General features: G+C 70.6%; 17 protein-coding genes and 1 tRNA gene. 11 read left to right on the top strand and 7 right to left on the bottom strand.

From position 1 onward, the window contains the following. Position 1: 1 nt before the first annotated feature. Together DEI94_RS14075 and DEI94_RS14080 are read right to left on the bottom strand one after the other, a co-directional pair. Positions 2 to 598, bottom strand: coding sequence for a heme-binding beta-barrel domain-containing protein (locus tag DEI94_RS14075; RefSeq protein WP_111026305.1), 597 nt, complete (start codon positions 596 to 598; stop codon positions 2 to 4). Between the two features lie 256 nt (positions 599 to 854). Beyond that, entirely contained in the window at positions 855 to 1,130 is a 276-nt protein-coding gene (locus DEI94_RS14080) for a hypothetical protein (RefSeq protein WP_111010526.1), read from the bottom strand. A 145-nt stretch (positions 1,131 to 1,275) separates the two neighbouring features. On the opposite strand from DEI94_RS14080, the gene DEI94_RS14085 reads away from it, so the two are divergent. The 8 genes from DEI94_RS14085 to pstB all read left to right on the top strand — a co-directional run bounded on the left by DEI94_RS14085 (position 1,276) and on the right by pstB (position 10,443). Continuing rightward, positions 1,276 to 1,965, top strand: a complete 690-nt coding sequence (locus DEI94_RS14085; protein ID WP_181434755.1) for a winged helix-turn-helix domain-containing protein — start codon at positions 1,276 to 1,278, stop codon at positions 1,963 to 1,965. After that, positions 1,958 to 2,833 carry a mycothiol synthase gene (gene mshD, locus DEI94_RS14090; RefSeq protein ID WP_111010528.1) on the top strand — a complete coding sequence of 292 codons (876 nt, stop codon included), beginning with the start codon at positions 1,958 to 1,960 and terminating at the stop codon, positions 2,831 to 2,833. The genes DEI94_RS14085 and mshD overlap by 8 nt, the downstream gene beginning before the upstream one ends. Before the next feature lie 91 nt (positions 2,834 to 2,924). Then, positions 2,925 to 5,090 (top strand): RNA degradosome polyphosphate kinase, encoded by a 2,166-nt coding sequence (locus DEI94_RS14095; protein WP_111010529.1) that lies wholly within the window; start codon positions 2,925 to 2,927, stop codon positions 5,088 to 5,090. Then, the gene (locus tag DEI94_RS14100) at positions 5,087 to 6,037 is read left to right on the top strand and encodes an NUDIX hydrolase (protein ID WP_111010530.1); all 951 of its coding nucleotides are present in this window, start codon (positions 5,087 to 5,089) and stop codon (positions 6,035 to 6,037) included. The genes DEI94_RS14095 and DEI94_RS14100 overlap by 4 nt, the downstream gene beginning before the upstream one ends. A 206-nt stretch (positions 6,038 to 6,243) precedes the next feature. Beyond that, the gene (locus tag DEI94_RS14105) at positions 6,244 to 7,365 is read left to right on the top strand and encodes a phosphate ABC transporter substrate-binding protein PstS (protein ID WP_111026306.1); all 1,122 of its coding nucleotides are present in this window, start codon (positions 6,244 to 6,246) and stop codon (positions 7,363 to 7,365) included. A gap of 201 nt (positions 7,366 to 7,566) precedes the next feature. Further along, positions 7,567 to 8,517: a phosphate ABC transporter permease subunit PstC gene (pstC, locus tag DEI94_RS14110; protein WP_111011687.1), complete on the top strand. Its 951-nt coding sequence runs from the start codon at positions 7,567 to 7,569 to the stop codon at positions 8,515 to 8,517. Between the two features lie 16 nt (positions 8,518 to 8,533). Further along, complete coding sequence (gene pstA, locus DEI94_RS14115; RefSeq protein WP_111011686.1) at positions 8,534 to 9,613, top strand: phosphate ABC transporter permease PstA; 1,080 nt, start codon at positions 8,534 to 8,536, stop codon at positions 9,611 to 9,613. A gap of 50 nt (positions 9,614 to 9,663) precedes the next feature. Then, a complete protein-coding gene (gene pstB, locus DEI94_RS14120) occupies positions 9,664 to 10,443 on the top strand; it encodes a phosphate ABC transporter ATP-binding protein PstB (protein ID WP_111011685.1) in 780 nt (259 codons plus the stop codon). Between the two features lie 91 nt (positions 10,444 to 10,534). On the opposite strand, the gene DEI94_RS14125 is transcribed toward pstB, so the two are convergent. The 3 genes from DEI94_RS14125 to DEI94_RS14135 form a co-directional block, all read right to left on the bottom strand. Further along, complete coding sequence (locus tag DEI94_RS14125) at positions 10,535 to 11,428, bottom strand: anti-sigma factor domain-containing protein (protein ID WP_111025722.1); 894 nt, start codon at positions 11,426 to 11,428, stop codon at positions 10,535 to 10,537. Further along, a complete protein-coding gene (gene sigK / locus DEI94_RS14130; protein ID WP_111011683.1) occupies positions 11,425 to 12,027 on the bottom strand; it encodes an ECF RNA polymerase sigma factor SigK in 603 nt (200 codons plus the stop codon). Before sigK ends, DEI94_RS14125 begins: the two co-directional genes overlap by 4 nt. Positions 12,028 to 12,643: 616 nt before the next feature. After that, positions 12,644 to 13,273 carry a DNA-directed RNA polymerase subunit beta gene (locus DEI94_RS14135; RefSeq protein WP_111011682.1) on the bottom strand — a complete coding sequence of 210 codons (630 nt, stop codon included), beginning with the start codon at positions 13,271 to 13,273 and terminating at the stop codon, positions 12,644 to 12,646. Positions 13,274 to 13,351: 78 nt separating this feature from the next. On the opposite strand from DEI94_RS14135, the gene DEI94_RS14140 reads away from it, so the two are divergent. The 3 genes from DEI94_RS14140 to DEI94_RS14150 all read left to right on the top strand — a co-directional run bounded on the left by DEI94_RS14140 (position 13,352) and on the right by DEI94_RS14150 (position 14,441). Further along, positions 13,352 to 13,424, top strand: a tRNA-Lys gene (locus tag DEI94_RS14140). A 212-nt stretch (positions 13,425 to 13,636) separates the two neighbouring features. Continuing rightward, positions 13,637 to 13,840, top strand: a complete 204-nt coding sequence (locus DEI94_RS14145; protein ID WP_111011681.1) for a cold-shock protein — start codon at positions 13,637 to 13,639, stop codon at positions 13,838 to 13,840. Positions 13,841 to 14,123: 283 nt separating this feature from the next. Beyond that, complete coding sequence (locus DEI94_RS14150; protein WP_111011680.1) at positions 14,124 to 14,441, top strand: hypothetical protein; 318 nt, start codon at positions 14,124 to 14,126, stop codon at positions 14,439 to 14,441. Positions 14,442 to 14,499: 58 nt separating this feature from the next. Here the strand turns inward: DEI94_RS14150 and DEI94_RS14155 are convergent, their stop codons facing one another. After that, the gene (locus DEI94_RS14155; protein WP_111011511.1) at positions 14,500 to 15,435 is read right to left on the bottom strand and encodes an aldose 1-epimerase family protein; all 936 of its coding nucleotides are present in this window, start codon (positions 15,433 to 15,435) and stop codon (positions 14,500 to 14,502) included. Further along, complete coding sequence (locus tag DEI94_RS14160; RefSeq protein ID WP_111025905.1) at positions 15,432 to 16,280, bottom strand: DeoR/GlpR family DNA-binding transcription regulator; 849 nt, start codon at positions 16,278 to 16,280, stop codon at positions 15,432 to 15,434. Before DEI94_RS14160 ends, DEI94_RS14155 begins: the two co-directional genes overlap by 4 nt. Positions 16,281 to 16,294 lie beyond the last annotated feature (14 nt).

The raw sequence follows: 16,294 nt of genomic DNA on the forward strand, positions 1-16,294 counted from the left end.
GTCACTCGACCCGGGCGAGCTGCCCGGAGGCGTGCGAGGTGAGTTCCTGCCCGAGCGCCGCGATGTCCCACGCCCAGAACAACTTGCCCTCGACGAGGCCGTACATGCGCGTCGCCGCGGAGTACTCCTTGGCGTTCGAGGAGCGCATCACGGCATCGGTCGACAGATCGATCCGGGGCCCGTGGATGCGCCCGACGTAGAGCTCGTTGACGCCGGTCGGGTGGATGATCGAGGCCTCGATGTCGAAGCCGTCGTCGTTGTTGCGGAGCGCCTCGACGCTCCGGGCGGTGGTGAACGGCATCGCGCCCTCGCCGAGGAGCATGGCGGGACCTCGGTCCCCCGGCTCGGACGGACGGTCGAGCCGCCAGTAGCCCATCTCGGCGGTGAGTGGCGTCTGCCGTTCGTCGAGGAGCCAGGCGGACGACGAGTAGTTGAGGTAGGGCAGGCCGTCGTGGCTGAAGCTGACCCGCTGGCCGAACTCGTGCTCACGGACGTCCTCGCCCACGGGGTAGTGCACGACGCCCGTGCCTTCCCACACACCGATGAGCCAGGACAGTGGGACGAGCTCGGCCGGGAGGTTCGATGGGATGTCGATCATCGGGTCAGCGCTGACCCTTGAAGAGCTTGACGAGCACGACGACCGATGTGAACGCGATGGCGAGCGACGCGAGCCCGAGGAGACCCACGTAGAAGAGCTCGAGCGGGAGCAGCGAATCCATGCCCGGAGTCTACGCGGCGGCCCTGACGCTCCCGCGCCCGGCACCGACGGCGAGCCGCACGCCGGGCGATCCGTCAGGCCGTCGGCCCCGTCCGGCCGGTGGCGCCCGTGCTGCCCGTCGCGCCCGTCGCGCCCGTCACGCTCGGACGAGCAGCAGGACGGTCCCGACGAGCACCACGACGAACGCCCCGGACGACGCCGCGCTGATGCGGAGCACGAGTCCGTCCTTGGTCTGGGTCGCGAGCTGGAGCACGAAGCCGACGAGCACGCTGCCCACGAGCACGAGGAGCATCCAGGCGAAGGGGTCCTCGTGCGCGAGCAGCAGGACGAGGACGGCCCCGACCACGGCGAGCACCCACACCGGGACGACCGACAGGGTGGTCATGCGGCTCGTCCGTGTCGTGTCGCTCATCGTCACATCATCGCACCGGTGCGGGGCGTGCGGCCGGTGCCGGGACCGGGACCGGGACCGGGAGCGGGAGCGGGAGCGGGAGCGGGGTCCGTCCGGGGGCGTCACTAGGATGTGGGGGACCGCCCCGACCCGTCCTGGAGGTTCCGTGGCCCAGCTGCTGGTGCTCACCTCGACCGCGCCCGGTGAGGTGCTGCCCGCGCTCGGTCTCCTGAGCCACCGCATCCGACATGTCCCGGCCGAGGCCTCGCAGCTGGTCAACGCGCCGTCGAGCGACCTCATGTTCGTCGACGCCCGGACGGACCTCGTGAGCGCGAAGTCCCTCTGCAAGATCCTCTCGACCACCGGATCGACCACGCCGGTCGTGCTCGTCGTGACCGAGGGTGGACTCACCGCGGTGAACAGCGAGTGGAGCATCGACGACGTCGTGCTCGAGACCGCCGGCCCGGCCGAGGTCGACGCCCGCATCCGCCTCGTCGTGGGTCGGGCCTCCCAGGCGCAGTCCGGGTCGAAGATCCAGGCGTCGGGCGTCGTCATCGACGAGGCGAGCTACTCGGCCAAGGTGCGCGGCCGGCCGCTCGACCTCACCTTCAAGGAGTTCGAGCTCCTCCGCTTCTTCGCGACCCACCCCTCACGGGTGTTCACGCGCGAGCAGCTGCTCAGCGAGGTCTGGGGCTACGACTACTTCGGCGGCACGCGCACGGTCGACGTCCACGTCCGGCGCCTGCGCGCGAAGCTCGGGGACCTCGAGTCGCTCATCGGCACGGTCCGCAACGTCGGCTACCGCTTCAACGTGTACGACGACGACGCCGACCGGTTGGCCGGCGACGGTGTCTGACACCGCAGCGGGTGACCTCGTCCGGGCGCTCGCGGCCGAGGCCGCCGCCCACGGCGAGGCACCGCCGTTCTCCGACCAGACCCTCGTCGACGTCCGCGCCGGACGCGCCCGCGTCCTCAGCGACGACGACGGCCGCGGGGTCGCGGTGCTGCGCGACGGCGAACTCGAACTCGCGGTCGGCCGGGAGGCCCGGGGCCGCGGCATCGGGACCGCGCTCGTCGACCGTGCGCTCGCGGTCCGACCGGCTCCGTCGCTCGCATGGGCCCACGGCGACGCACCGGCGGCGCAGGCCCTCGCGGCCCGGGCCGGGTGGCACCCCGTCCGCCGGCTGCTCCAGCTGCGCGCCCCACTCACGGAGGGAAGCGCAGGGGCCGGGACCGCACCGGCGGGCGGAGGCGAGGTCCGCGTCGCGGCCGACCCGGGCCTCCCGGCCGACCAGCACGTCGACGCGTTCCGTCCGGGCATCGACGAGGACGCCTGGCTCGACCTCAACGCCGCCGCGTTCGCGCACCACCCGGAGCAGGGCCGGATGACGCTCGACGACCTCCGCGACCGCGAGCGCGAGCCGTGGTTCGACGGTGCCGACCTGCTCCTCCTCCGACGCGGAGACGACCCCCGGCTCGCCGGCTCCTGCTGGCTCAAGGTCGAGGACGGCATCGGTGAGTTCTACGCCGTGGCCGTGCGCCCGGACCTGCAGGGGCAGGGGATCGGCGGCGTGCTCATGCGCGCGGGGATGGCGCGTCTGCGCGGGCGGGGACTCACCGCGGCGGCGCTCTACGTCGAGGGCGACAACGTCCCGGCGCTCGCGCTCTACCGTCGCGCCGGGTTCACCGAGCACGCGGTGGACGTGCAGTACGCGGCGCCCTGACCGACGCCTCCACGTCGTCCGTTCACCCTGGGTTCTCCACGAGGTCGTCCTACCACCACCGCGTGGGGGACCCGGATGGCAGGATGAGTCCATGGAAACCGAGCCGCAGCTGGACGGCGAATCCGTCACCCCGGATCTCGACGACTTCGACGAGATCGTCCGCGTCGAGCACGAGTCGTTGCCGACGGATCGGTACTTCGACCGCGAGCTCAGCTGGCTCCGGTTCAACCAGCGCGTGCTCGAACTCGGCGAGGACCGCGCGGTTCCCCTGCTCGAGCGTGCGAACTTCCTCGCGATCTTCGCCTCGAACCTCGACGAGTTCTTCATGGTGCGCATCGCGGGGCTCAAGCGCCGCATCGACACCGGCATCGCCGTGCCGACGAACGTGGGCCGCGCCCCGCTCGACGTGCTCGCCGACATCGCCCGCGACGCCCACGAGCTCCAGGACCGCCACGCGCACGCCTTCCGCGACTCGCTCAAGCCCGACCTCGACGCCGCGGGGATCCACGTCGAGAACTGGTCGGACCTGGCCGAGGCCGACCGCGTCCGGATGGACGAGTACTTCACCGACCAGATCTTCCCGGTGCTCATGCCCCTGGCGGTCGACCCGGCCCACCCGTTCCCCTACATCTCGGGGCTCTCCCTCAACCTCGCGGTGCGGGTCCGGAACCCCAAGACGGAGCGACAGGAGTTCGCCCGGCTCAAGGTGCCGCAGAACTTCCCGCGCTTCGTGCAGCTCCCGGACGACGGGTCGGGGCGGCTGCGCTTCATCCCGCTCGAGGACCTCATCGCGAACCACCTGGACGACCTGTTCCCCGGCATGCAGGTGGTCGAGCACCACGTGTTCCGCGTCACCCGCAACGAGGACGTCGAGATCGAGGAGGACGAGGCCGAGAACCTCCTGCAGGCGCTCGAGCGCGAGCTGCTCCGACGCCGGTTCGGGCCGCCGATCCGCCTCGAGATCACCGAGGACATGGACCCGGTGACCCTCGACCTGCTCATCCGCGAGCTCGACGTCACCGAGCAAGAGGTCTTCCGTCTGCCGTCGCCGCTCGACCTCGGCGGGCTGTTCGAGATCGCCAAGATCAACCGCCCGGAGTTGCACTACCCGCGGCACGTGCCCACCACCGCGGTGCAGCTGCAGCCCGACGAGCCGAACATGAAGCCCGACCTGTTCCGTGCGATCGGACGCGAGGACGTCCTCGTCCACCACCCGTACGAGTCCTTCTCCACGAGCGTGCAGGCGTTCCTGCAGCAGGCCGCCGCCGATCCGAACGTCCTGGCCATCAAGCAGACGCTCTACCGGACGTCGGGTGACAGCCCCATCGTCGAGGCCCTGATCGACGCCGCGGAGGCCGGCAAGCAGGTGCTCGCACTCGTCGAGATCAAGGCCCGGTTCGACGAGCAGAACAACATCGGCTGGGCGCGCAAGCTCGAGCGTGCCGGGGTGCACGTCGTCTACGGACTCGTCGGGCTCAAGACACACTGCAAGATCGCCCTGGTGATCCGCCAGGAGAAGAACGGGCTGCGGCACTACACGCACATCGGCACGGGCAACTACAACCCGAAGACGAGCCGTATCTACGAGGACATGGGGTTGTTCACCACCGACGATCAGGTCGGCAAGGACGTCACCCGCCTGTTCAACGAGCTGTCCGGCTACGCGATCGAGAAGAAGTTCAAGCGACTGCTCGTCGCCCCGCTCCACCTCCGCAAGGGCCTGCTCAAACGGATCCACACCGAGACGGTGAACGCGCTCGCGGGCAAGCCCTCGGGCATCCGGATCAAGGTGAACTCGATGGTCGACGAGGAGATCATCGACGCCCTGTACCTCGCCAGCCAGGCGGGTGTCCCGATCGACATCTGGGTCCGTGGCATCTGCTCGCTCAAGCCCGCGATGGAGGGCTACAGCGAGACCATCCGCGTGCGCTCCATCGTCGGCCGGTACCTCGAGCACTCGCGGGTCTTCTCGTTCCACAACGACGGCGACCCGGCGGTCTACATCGGCAGTGCCGACATGATGCACCGCAACCTCGACCGCCGCGTCGAGGCCCTCGTCCGACTCACCGCGCCGCGGCACATCGACGAGATGGAGCGGCTGTTCGACCTCGCGATGGCCGACACCACGAGCTCGTGGCACCTCGAGTCCGACGGCGAGTGGACCCGGCACGCGGTGGACGACGACGGCGAACCCCTACTCGACCTGCAGGACAGCCTGATGCGCCAGATCTCAGCGCGGAAGCGTTCCTCCCGATGAGCCAGACGACACCCGACGGCCTCGTGGTCGCCGCCGGTGCCGTGTGCTGGCGACGGCACGAGAGCGGCCCCCAGGTGCTCCTGATCCACCGCGAGCACCACAAGGACGTCTCGTTCCCCAAGGGCAAGGTGGACCCGGGCGAGTCGGTGCCGCATGCAGCGGTCCGCGAGATCCGTGAGGAGACGGGCTACCGCGTGCACCTCGGCGCCCCGATCGGCACGGCCGAGTACGTGCTCCCGAACGGCCGCGACAAGGTCGTCCACTACTGGGTGGCTCAGGTCAAGGACACCGAGATCGAGCGGGCCGGGGCCTTCCACCCGAACGACGAGGTCGCTGCGCTCGAGTGGGTGGACATCGACGCCGCACGGTCGATGCTCACGTACGAGCGCGACATCGCCATCCTCGACCGCTTCGCCGAACGGGCCGCCGTGGGCCAGCACCGGACGTTCGCGATGATCGCCCTCCGGCACGGCAAGACCACGCCGCGGCACCAGTGGAGCGGACCCGACGCCACCCGGCCACTCCTGCCGGTCGGGCGGACGCAGGCCAAGCAGGTCGCGCCGGCGATCGCCGCCTTCGGCCCGCGGAAGATCGTGAGCAGCACGGCCGCGCGATGCCTGGCGACGGTCGAGCCGCTCTCGGCGCAGACGAAGATCGGCGTCACGAGCACCGCCGACATCAGCCAGGACGCCCACGAGCACGGCAAGAGCGACGTGCCGGGGGTCGTGCGCAAGCGGCTCCGGAAGGGACGCACCACCGTGCTCTGCTCGCACGGCCCGGTGCTCCCCGACATCATCGCGCACATCGCCGCTGCGACCTCGGGCGAGGACTCGCGCTTCGACCTGCACCGGGCCGCGATGCTCTCGACCGGGGACTTCGCGGTGCTGCACATCGCCGACGACGAGCTCATCGCCGTCGAGACCCACTCGTCCGGCGTCCACGACTGACGCGCCTGCGGTGCCGGAGCGGGCACACACGGATCCACGTATAACGCGCTCGGCACTGCGCCGCACGATCCCGCGATCCCGTTCCCCGCTCGTTCACCCGTCGTTCACCGAGCGGCGTCGTCCCCGTCACTTCCCTTCCTTACTGTCACTCGCAGGTCGGCCACCCACCGGCCGCCCCTGCACCTGACATCCCCGAAGGGACCCCTGTGAACATCAAGCGAATCGGTTCGGTCGCGGCCATCGCGATCGCCGGCGCGATCGTGCTCTCCTCCTGCGCGGCGAACGAGGGCAGCGGCAGCGGCAGCTCCGCCAGCGCCTCGTCCTCCGCCTCGGCGGGCGCGGACCTCTCCAGCCTCTCCGGCACCCTGAACGGCATCGGCTCGAGCGCGCAGGGGACCGCCGAGACGACCTGGATCTCTGGCTTCCAGTCGAAGGCGTCCGGCGTGACGGTCAACTACAACCCGCAGGGCTCCGGCGCGGGCCGCTCGAGCTTCATCTCGGGTGCCGCCGACTTCGCCGGCTCCGACGCAGCACTCGCCGACACCGAGCTGTCGGGCGACTTCAAGGAGTGCAAGACCGGCACCAAGGGCATCGACCTGCCGATCTACATCTCGCCGATCGCCATCGCCTACAAGGTCGACGGCGTCAAGAACCTCACGCTCGACGCCGAGACCGTCGCCGGCATCTTCAAGGGCACGATCACCAAGTGGAACGACCCGGCGATCGCCAAGCTCAACAAGAGCGCGTCGCTGCCGTCCGCCTCGATCAACGTGATCCACCGCTCGGACGACTCGGGCACGACGCAGAACTTCACCGAGTACCTCTCGGCGAACGCGTCGGACGTCTGGAACGCCGCCCCGAGCCAGACCTACCCGTACAAGGTCGGTGACGGCGCGCAGGGCACCTCGGGTGTCGCGAGCGCCATGGGTGGTGCGTCGAACTCGATCACCTACATCGACGACTCCGGCGCCGGCAGCCTCTCGAAGGCCAAGCTCATGGTCGGCGGCACCGCCACCAAGATCAGCGCCGACGGCGCCGCCAAGGTCGTCGCGGACTCCGACGTCGTGTCGGGCCGCGCGAAGAACGACCTGGCGATCGACATCAACCGCAAGGACACCGCGAAGGGCGCCTGGCCGCTCGTGCTCGTCTCGTACGCCATCGCGTGCCAGCAGTACAGCGACAGCAGCAAGGCCGACCTCGTCAAGGCGTACCTGAACTACGTCGCCTCGTCGGACGCCCAGCAGGCCGCCGCGCAGCAGGCCGGCTCTGCCCCGCTGTCCTCGGACCTCGCGAGCAAGGTCCAGAAGGCCGTCGCCACCATCAAGTGACACCGTGTCAGCCCAGACGCCCGGTCACCACCCATCCGACCGGACGTCTGGGCCGGACCCGTTCACGGGCCTGACCGCGAGCGGCTCCGACCGGCGCGCGGTCCACCCGACCCGCACCGTTCCTCCCGGCCCCCAGCCACCGCAGCCACCGAGCACACCCCACCCGACGCCTCCCCCGGCGCCCTCCCCGACAGGAGCCCCATGTCCGCAGCCCCGGCACCGCAGCCGCAGGCCGTGCAGCCCCCGAAGCCGCGTGCGACCGTCCGCATCGGCGACCGCATGTTCTCCACCGCGACCGTCCTGGCCGGCGGGCTCATCCTCCTCGTCCTCGCCCTCGTCGCCCTGTTCCTCGTCTGGCAGAGCATCCCGGCGTTCTCCGCCAAGCCCGGGGACCTGCCGAACGACGCGACGGGCTTCTGGGACTACGTCGGTCCCCTCGTCTTCGGGACCGTCTGGGCGGCGCTCCTCGCGCTCGTCATGGCGACGCCGATCTCCATCGGCATCGCCCTCTTCATCTCGCACTACGCGCCGCGCCGGATGGCCGCCCTGCTCGGGTACGTGATCGACCTGCTCGCCGCCGTACCGAGCGTCGTGTTCGGCCTGTGGGGCGTCCTGGTCCTGGCTCGCTTCGTGCAGCCCTTCTACGTCTTCCTCAACCACTCCCTCGGCTGGTTCCCGCTGTTCTCCGGACAGGTGTCCGGCACGGGTCGCACGATCCTGACGGCGGCGATCGTGCTCGCGGTCATGACGATCCCGATCATGACCGCGGTCATGCGCGAGATCTTCCTGCAGGCGCCGCGCCTCAACGAGGAGGCCGCCCTGGCCCTCGGTGCCACGCGCTGGGAGATGATCCGGCTGTCGGTGTTCCCGTTCGCCCGGTCCGGCATGGTCTCGGCGATCATGCTCGGCCTCGGGCGCGCGCTGGGCGAGACACTCGCGGTCGCCATCGTGCTGTCCGTGTCGAACAGCGTCACGCCGAAGGTGCTCACCTCGCTCAACCCGAGCACCATCGCCGCGAACATCGCGCTGCAGTTCAGCGAGGCGTCCGGCGTCAGGCTCAACGCGCTCGTCGCATCGGGCCTGATCCTGTTCGCCATCACCCTCGTGATCAACATCGCCGCGCGGTTCATCGTCCGCAAGCGCGTCGCCTGACGGGAAGGCCAGAACCATGACCATCGCGCTCCGCCCCGCCCGCGGCAACGTCTACGCGTCGGGCAAGCTCCCGAAGCCGTTCCCCTGGATCCTGCTCGCCGGCAGCTGGATCGCCTTCGGCCTCGTCTTCGCCCTGCTCAACGCGGGCGGTACCGTCGCGGACTTCAACGTCGTCGGCGCACTGTTCCTCGGGACCGTCCTGTTCGACGTCCTCATCGTCGTGATCTCGCGGATCGTCGAGGGTGGCCGCAAGGCGATCGACCGGCTCGTCACCTCGCTCGTCGCGACCGCGTTCATCGTCGCCGTGCTGCCGCTCGTGTCGCTGCTCTGGACCGTCATCGCCCAGGGGCTGCACCGCTTCGACGCCGAGTTCTTCACGTACTCGATGCGCAACGTCATCACCGTGGGCGGCGGCGCACTGCACGCCATCGTCGGCACCGTCGAGATCACCCTGCTCGCGACGCTCATCAGCGTGCCGATCGGGCTCCTCACCTCGATCTACCTCGTCGAGTACGGCCGCGGCTGGCTCGCCCGCGGCATCACGTTCTTCGTCGACGTCATGACCGGCATCCCCTCGATCGTGGCAGGCCTGTTCGCCTACTCGCTGTTCGCGCTCATCGTCGGGCCGGGCACCCGCACGGGCGCGATCGGGTCGGTCGCGCTGTCGGTCCTCATGATCCCGGTCGTCGTCCGGTCGACCGAGGAGGTCCTGAAGATCGTCCCGATGGATCTCCGCGAGGCCTCGTACGCCCTCGGCGTGCCGAAGTGGCTCACCATCGTCAAGGTCGTGCTGCCCACGAGCCTCGCGGGCATCACCACCGGCGTCATGCTGGCGATCGCCCGCGTCATCGGCGAGACCGCCCCCCTGCTCGTCACCGCCGGCTTCACGACGAGCATGAACTACGACCTGTTCGGCAACCCGATGATGACGCTGCCCGTGTTCGCGTACACGCAGTACTCGCAGCAGGGCGCGAACCCCGTGCCGTTCGTCGACCGCGCCTGGACCGCAGCGCTCGTGCTCATCCTCATCGTCATGCTGCTCAACCTCATCGCCCGCTTGATCGCCCGCGTCTTCGCACCCAAGATCGGTCGGTAGCCACTCCCCCGGCCACCGGCACCCGACCACCCACCCCAGAAGGAACCAGCGTGTCCAAGCGCATCGAGGTCTCCGGCCTCAACGTCTACTACGACAAGTTCAAGGCCGTCGAGGACGTCTCGATGACGATCGAGCCGCGGACGGTCACCGCCTTCATCGGCCCGTCCGGCTGTGGCAAGTCGACGTTCCTCCGCACCCTGAACCGCATGCACGAGGTCATCCCCGGCGCGACGGTGCAGGGCGAGGTCCGCATCGACGGCGACGACCTCTACGCGCCCGGCGTCGACCCGGTGCTCGTACGTCGACAGGTCGGCATGGTCTTCCAGCGCGCCAACCCGTTCCCGACGATGTCGATCAAGGACAACGTCCTCGCCGGCGTCAAGCTCAACAACAAGCGCATCAGCCGCTCGGAGTCCGACGACATCGTCGAGAAGTCCCTGCAGGGCGCGAACCTGTGGAACGAGGTCAAGGACCGCCTCGACAAGCCCGGCATGGGCCTGTCCGGTGGTCAGCAGCAGCGCCTGTGCATCGCTCGGGCGATCGCGGTACAGCCCGACGTCCTGCTCATGGACGAACCCTGCTCGGCGCTCGACCCGATCTCGACCCTGGCGATCGAGGATCTCATCGAGGAGCTGAAGCAGGACTACACGATCGTCATCGTGACGCACAACATGCAGCAGGCGTCACGAGTCAGCGACAAGACCGCGTTCTTCAACATCGCGGGCACCGGCCAGCCCGGTCACCTCATCGAGTACGGCGAGACGGCGAACATCTTCTCGAACCCGACCGTGCAGGCCACCGAGGACTACGTCTCGGGCCGCTTCGGGTGATCCCACCGGCCACGCGCCGCGGGGCAGAGCGGATGACGGGAGGCGGTGCACCAGCAGGTGCACCGCCTCCCGTCCGTCCTGGACCTGGTCGTCAGGCGCTCGTGGGTACCGCCACGATCGGCTTCGTGGTCGGCTGCTTCGAGCCCCCGGCGGGTTCGACCGTGATGCCGATGGTGTCGCCCGCCGCCTTGGCGCCGGAGAGCACCGCGCTCGTCGTGCCACCGTCGACCGAGCCGACGAGTCCCGCCGGCGTGATCGAGGACCCGATGTACCAGAGTTCGTACGTCTTGCCGGCGGGCGCGGCCTTGACGCCCTTGAAGATCACGGCGGACTTGCGGAGCTGGTCGGACCACACGACCGTGGCCGTGCCTCCACCCTTGACCGTCGTCGACGCCCGCTGGAAGTCCGCGGCGGCGTAGATCTGGTCGAGCTTCGTCGAGGCCTGGACCTGCCCCTGTCCGGGTCCGGTCTCGTGCTCGGCGAGCGACTGGATCCCGAGGGTGCCGCCGGCGATCACGGCCACCGCGGCGGCGGCGGCCAGGACCACGCGAGCCGGACGCTGGAACCAGCGGACCCGCGCGTTCCCCGACGCCGTGCCGGCGGGGGCGGCGGTGACGTCCGTGACGGCCGCGTGCCGGGCCTCCCGGGCGACCGGCTGCGGCGCGACGGACTGTGCGGAGCCGGGCGCGGCGGCGGCGAGGTCACCCACGGACGAGCCGCCCTGTGCGTCCTCGACCGGCAGCGCCGGGAGCTGGGGCGTCGTGGCGATCTTCGCCATGAGCGCGGCCCGGAGGTCGCGCGGCGGCTCGACCGGCTCGACCGCGTAGGCCAGCAGCAGTGCGGTCTCATGGAGCGAGTCCACCTCGGCACGCACCGGGTCGGATGCGGCCATCGCCGCGTCGACCGCAGCGCGCTCGACGGCGTCGACCGCATCGGTCGCGTAGGAACCCGTCATGAGCGCCACGTCGTCGGGTCGGATGGTCATGACCTCACCCCCATCTCGTCGCGGAGTCGGATCATCCCGTCACGGAGACGGGTCTTCACGGTGCCGATCGGGACACCGAGGATCGCGGCCATCTCGCTGTGCGAGTAGCCGCCGTAGTAGGCCATGGTGACGGCCTGGCGTTGGAACTCGGTGAGGCGGGCGAGCGCCCGGCTCACCCGCTCGTGCTCGATGCGGATCTCGACCGACTCGGTCACCGAGTCGAAGTCCGTCTCGAAGTCGCGGATGCCCACCTTCGTGTCCCGGTCACGCGAGGACTGTGCGGCCCGCACCCGGTCGACCGCGCGTCGGTGCGCCATCGTCAGGATCCAGCTCGGGGCCGAACCGCGCGCGGCGTCGAACCGGCTGGCGTTCTGCCAGACCTCGAGGAAGACCTCTTGCGTCACCTCTTCGGACTGGGCATGATCTCGGAGCAGCCGCGTGATGAGACCCATGACGCGGCCCGAGAGCTGGTCGTACAGGGCTCCGAACGCCTCTTGATCGCCAGCGGCGACGCGCGTGAGGAGTTCGTCCGGCGACGCAACGAGTGGGGACGAGGGGGCCTCGTAGCCGTTCGTGTCGCGTTCCACGAGAGTCAGCATCGCAGGTTTTCCTCCTCACAGGGCGTCGGAGCGCAGCCGTTGTCCACGACGCGCTGGTGGTTCCGGGTACGTCGATGACGGCTGGACGGCGACGGCACCGGACCCCGTGCGACCCGCAGGGAATGGGCCGTCGGCCCGGGTCGCACGGGGTGGTTCCGGTGGTGAGCGGCCGTCCCGCCGTCACAGCAGGGATTCGGCGTCCCCCGCGGATCGGATTGGGCGGGCTTCCGGCGGGGTGCCGCGGAAGGTCCGGGGCGGCAGAAGGTCCGGGGCGGCGGACACGACAGTGCGGAGGTCGAACGACAGCGGCCCCGTCGACACCTGCGCCCGCACCCGCACCCGCACCAGGCTCCAGCGGGACCGTCGTCGACACCGGACGCCCGATGATCCGGGTCGCGGGAACGACGACGGGCCCGGCGGAGGGAACCGCCGGGCCCGTCGTGACGTGGACGCCGGACCGCAGAAACGCCTCTCGGCGCGAGGCCGCTCGGAGCGGCGAATTTTGGAGCCCGGGGTTACTGCGGCCCGACGTGGACGAGTGTAGCGAAGGCGCCCTGGCCACCGTCGGGTGTTCACGCAGAGAGGACGTGCGCGCGCCCCGGGCGCGTCGGCGCGGTCAGTCGAGGCTGTCGCGGCGCCACAACCCGGCGGCCGCAGCGAGGTCCTCGGCGAGTTCGGACAGGCGCAACGCACGACGGGTGAGCTCGCTGGCTCGGTCCTCCGCCGTGAGGTCGGCGTCGTCCGCGACGCTCGTCGCTCCGGCGGCCGTCAGGCGGCAGAACGCCGCTCCACGCTCGAGCGCGACCGCGAAATCGCCGGTGTACAGGCCGCGGAGGATCTCGTCCGCCAGGGTGACGATCTCGGCCGGTCCGGTCGGTTGCTCCGCGCCCGCGACGGCCTGGTCGATCGTCGAGACGGCCTCGGTGCCGCGCTCGAAGAGGTACGCGACCTCGTCCGGGTTCTGCCGGATCAGGGTGCGGACGAGGTAGATCCGCCAGAGCGCGCCGGGCAGGGTGTGTGCGCCGACCCGTGCCCAGAGCTCTGCGAGGGCGTCGATCCCGTGCACGTCCGTGTAGGTCACGAGGCGCTCGACGACGGCGGGGTCCGGATCGGTGCGGACGCGGTGCACCAACGCCGTCGCGGTCTCGTGCGCGACACGGTTGATGAGCGCCGGGTCGTTGCCGCCCTGGATGGCCTCGAACTCGGCGGCGGTGAACTGCACGGGTCGGTGGTAGTCGCGTGGCATCGGCGTCAGTGTAGGCGGGACCGGTGACACGGTGGTCAGGTGGGACGGCGCTCCGTCGGCCGATACGCTGGAGGGCGAGGGCCTCTAGCTCAGTCGGTAGAGCACCGGACTTTTAATCCGAGGGTCGTGGGTTCGAGCCCCACGGGGCCCACCGTCGCGAACGCGATCCGGGGCGCCCCTCCGAGTGGTGGCGGCAGCGGCGCGGGTCTCCGTCCGGGTGACGGGACCGTGACCCGGAGATGAAATACGCACATCCATCGGATCCACCGTCGCGTTGTCAGGCCGGATGCCGTAGGTTGGGCGGACAGTCGATGCGCAGAACAGACGCGTACCGCACCAGCAGAACAAGGAAACAACGCAGTCATGGCTACAGGCATCGTCAAGTGGTTCAACGCCGAGAAGGGTTTCGGCTTCATCGCTGCCGACGACGGCAGCGGCGACCTCTTCGCTCACTACTCCGCCATCCAGACGGGCGGCTACCGCTCGCTGGAGGAGAACCAGCGCGTCGAGTTCGACGTCGCGACCAGCCCGAAGGGGCTCCAGGCGGAGAACATCCGCGTCATCTGACCTCCCGGTCTCTGTTCGGAGCGCGGGTCCCTCATCGGGGCCCGCGCTTCGTCGTTCCCGGGGCGTCCGCTCGGGGGCACGGTCGGCGTCCCCGCGCCTCGGGCGACGCGCCCGAGGCGGGCGCAGCGGGGTACACGCGCTCCTCAGCGCTGTCACGGCTGATCTTGTCCACTGTTCAGCTGCCGCTCAGTGGTTCGAGGGGGAGGCGCCGATAGCGTCGTTCGCGGATCCACCACGTGGGTCCCGACACTGGCACCACCAGCAACGACGAACGGGGTACACCGTGACCGAACCCATCCACGACACGCACACCAGCACCACCGGCGGAGCGCGACGGGCGATGGCCCCGGCCACGGGGCGCCTCGCGCTCTCGGACGATCGTCTGCTCGACGAGCTCCGCCGCAACGCGCGGGTCTCGACGCGGCGGATCCGCGCGGACTTCGTCGAGGTGCACACGCCCACACGCGTGCTCGGGTACGTCAAGGGGCAGCGCAAGTCCTTCGTGGCGCTCCGCGGGGACGACCCCGCCTGGGCCGAGGAGATCGGCCGCTACCCGTCCGAGTCCCTCGCGGTCGAGGCCCTCCGCATGCGCCGAGCCTGAGCCGCTCCCGCGCCCGGTCGCGCCCCCGCTCCCACGCCCCCTCCCGCCCCCGCTCCCGCTACCGCGACCAGACCCGGCGGATGCCCCAGCTGCCGGTCCACGCTTCGTCCGGTTCGAGCCAGCGCAGCCCCTCACCGCTGTTGAGGGCGTTCGCGGGCGCGGTCATCGGCTCGACCGCGAGCGCGAGCCCGACACCGTCGCCGCGGGGGAACTCGCGCGAGGTGAACACCTGCACGTAGGGGAACGAGGCGTCCTGCCAGAGTTCGACGCCGTCGCCGTCGGCCGCCCGGACGGTGGTCCGTCGCACGCCCTCGGCGTCGGCGGCGACGTCCGTGTACGCGGTGTCGAGGTCGCTCTCGCCCACGACGCGGCCACCCCGGAGGTCGAACGGCATCCCCTCGACCGACTCGGAGCCGTCCGGCACCTTGTGCTCGTCGGTCGTGAACCGGGTCGCGGCGTCCAGGGTGACGGTGAGTTCCTCGACGGGGGCGTCCCCCGCCCGCAGGTACGGGTGGTTGCCGACGGCGAACGGCGCACGGCGATCGGACCGGTTGACGATCTCGTGCGTGACGCGCAGGCCGTCGTCGACGAGTTCGTGGTGCACGCGGGTCTCGAGCAGGAACGGCCACCCGTGCTGCGGGTACACCGTCGCCTCCTGCACCAGCGTCGACTCGGTCTGCTCGACGACGCGGTAGGGCGCGTAGCGCAGGAGCCCGTGGCTGGCGTTGCCGTACTTCGGCTCGGTGACGTCGAGCTGCTGGGTCGTGCCGTCGAGCTGCCACGTCGCCCCGGCGACGCGGTTCGGCCACGGGACGAGGACGATCCCGCACGCGCCCGCGGGCATCTCGTGCGGACCGAACGACTCGGTGAGCGCGAACCCGTTCACGCTGAGCTGCCGGATGCCGGCCGCGACCTGGGTGATGTCGGCCTCGACGACACCGTCGGGTCCGGCGTGCCGCAGGTGGTACTGGCCGCCGGTGGGTGCTCCGCTCATGCGTGGTCCTCCTCGGGATCGTCCGCCACGAGCACCTGGACGCCCGCGGCACGGATGGGGGCGAGGTCGAACCCGCGCACGCCGGCGGTCACGAGGACGTCGACGCTGTCGAGGGCACCGACCACACCGATGTGGGACCGACCGAGCTTCGCCCCGTCGGCAACGACGACAGTACGCCGAGCCGCTCCAGCGAGCAGGCGCTTGACCTCGGTCTCCGGCAGGTTGACGTTCGTGACGCCGCGTTCGACGGACACGCCCGTGCAGCCGATGATCGCCAGGTCGGCGGCGATCATCGGGAGGACCGTGCCGACGAACGGGGAGACGAGCGAGTGCTGCAGGGGACGCAGCGTGCCGCCGGTCACGACGACCGTGAACCGGGGCACGGCCCGCTCGAGCACGAGCGCGTTCGTCAGGGAGTTCGTGACGACGGTGACGTCGGCGAGGTCGCGGCGGGCGACGAGTTCCTCGGCGACGGCGGCGGGCGTGGTGCCGACGTCGAGCACGACGCACTCCCCTGACCGGACGAGGGCAGCGGCGGCTCGGCCGATCGCCCGCTTCGCGGCGGCGTGCTCGACCGCGGTCTCCTCGTAGGGGCGTTCGTCGCGCCCGGGCTGCGCCGGGCGCAGGGCACCACCGTGCACACGTCGGATCCGGCCGGCGGCATCGAGGGTCGCGAGGTCGGCGCGGACGGTCACCGCACTGGTCCCCACGGCGGCGGCGAGGTCGGCGGTCCGGACGAGGCCCGGTGCCTCCTCGATGAGTTCGACGATGCGGTCGTGGCGCAGGACGGCCGGCAGCGCGCTCGGCTCCGCCGCGTCGGGGTCCCGCTGCGACAGGTCGGTCATCACACCAGTTTCGT

Source organism: Curtobacterium sp. MCBD17_040 (genome assembly GCF_003234805.2).
Taxonomy (GTDB): domain Bacteria; phylum Actinomycetota; class Actinomycetes; order Actinomycetales; family Microbacteriaceae; genus Curtobacterium.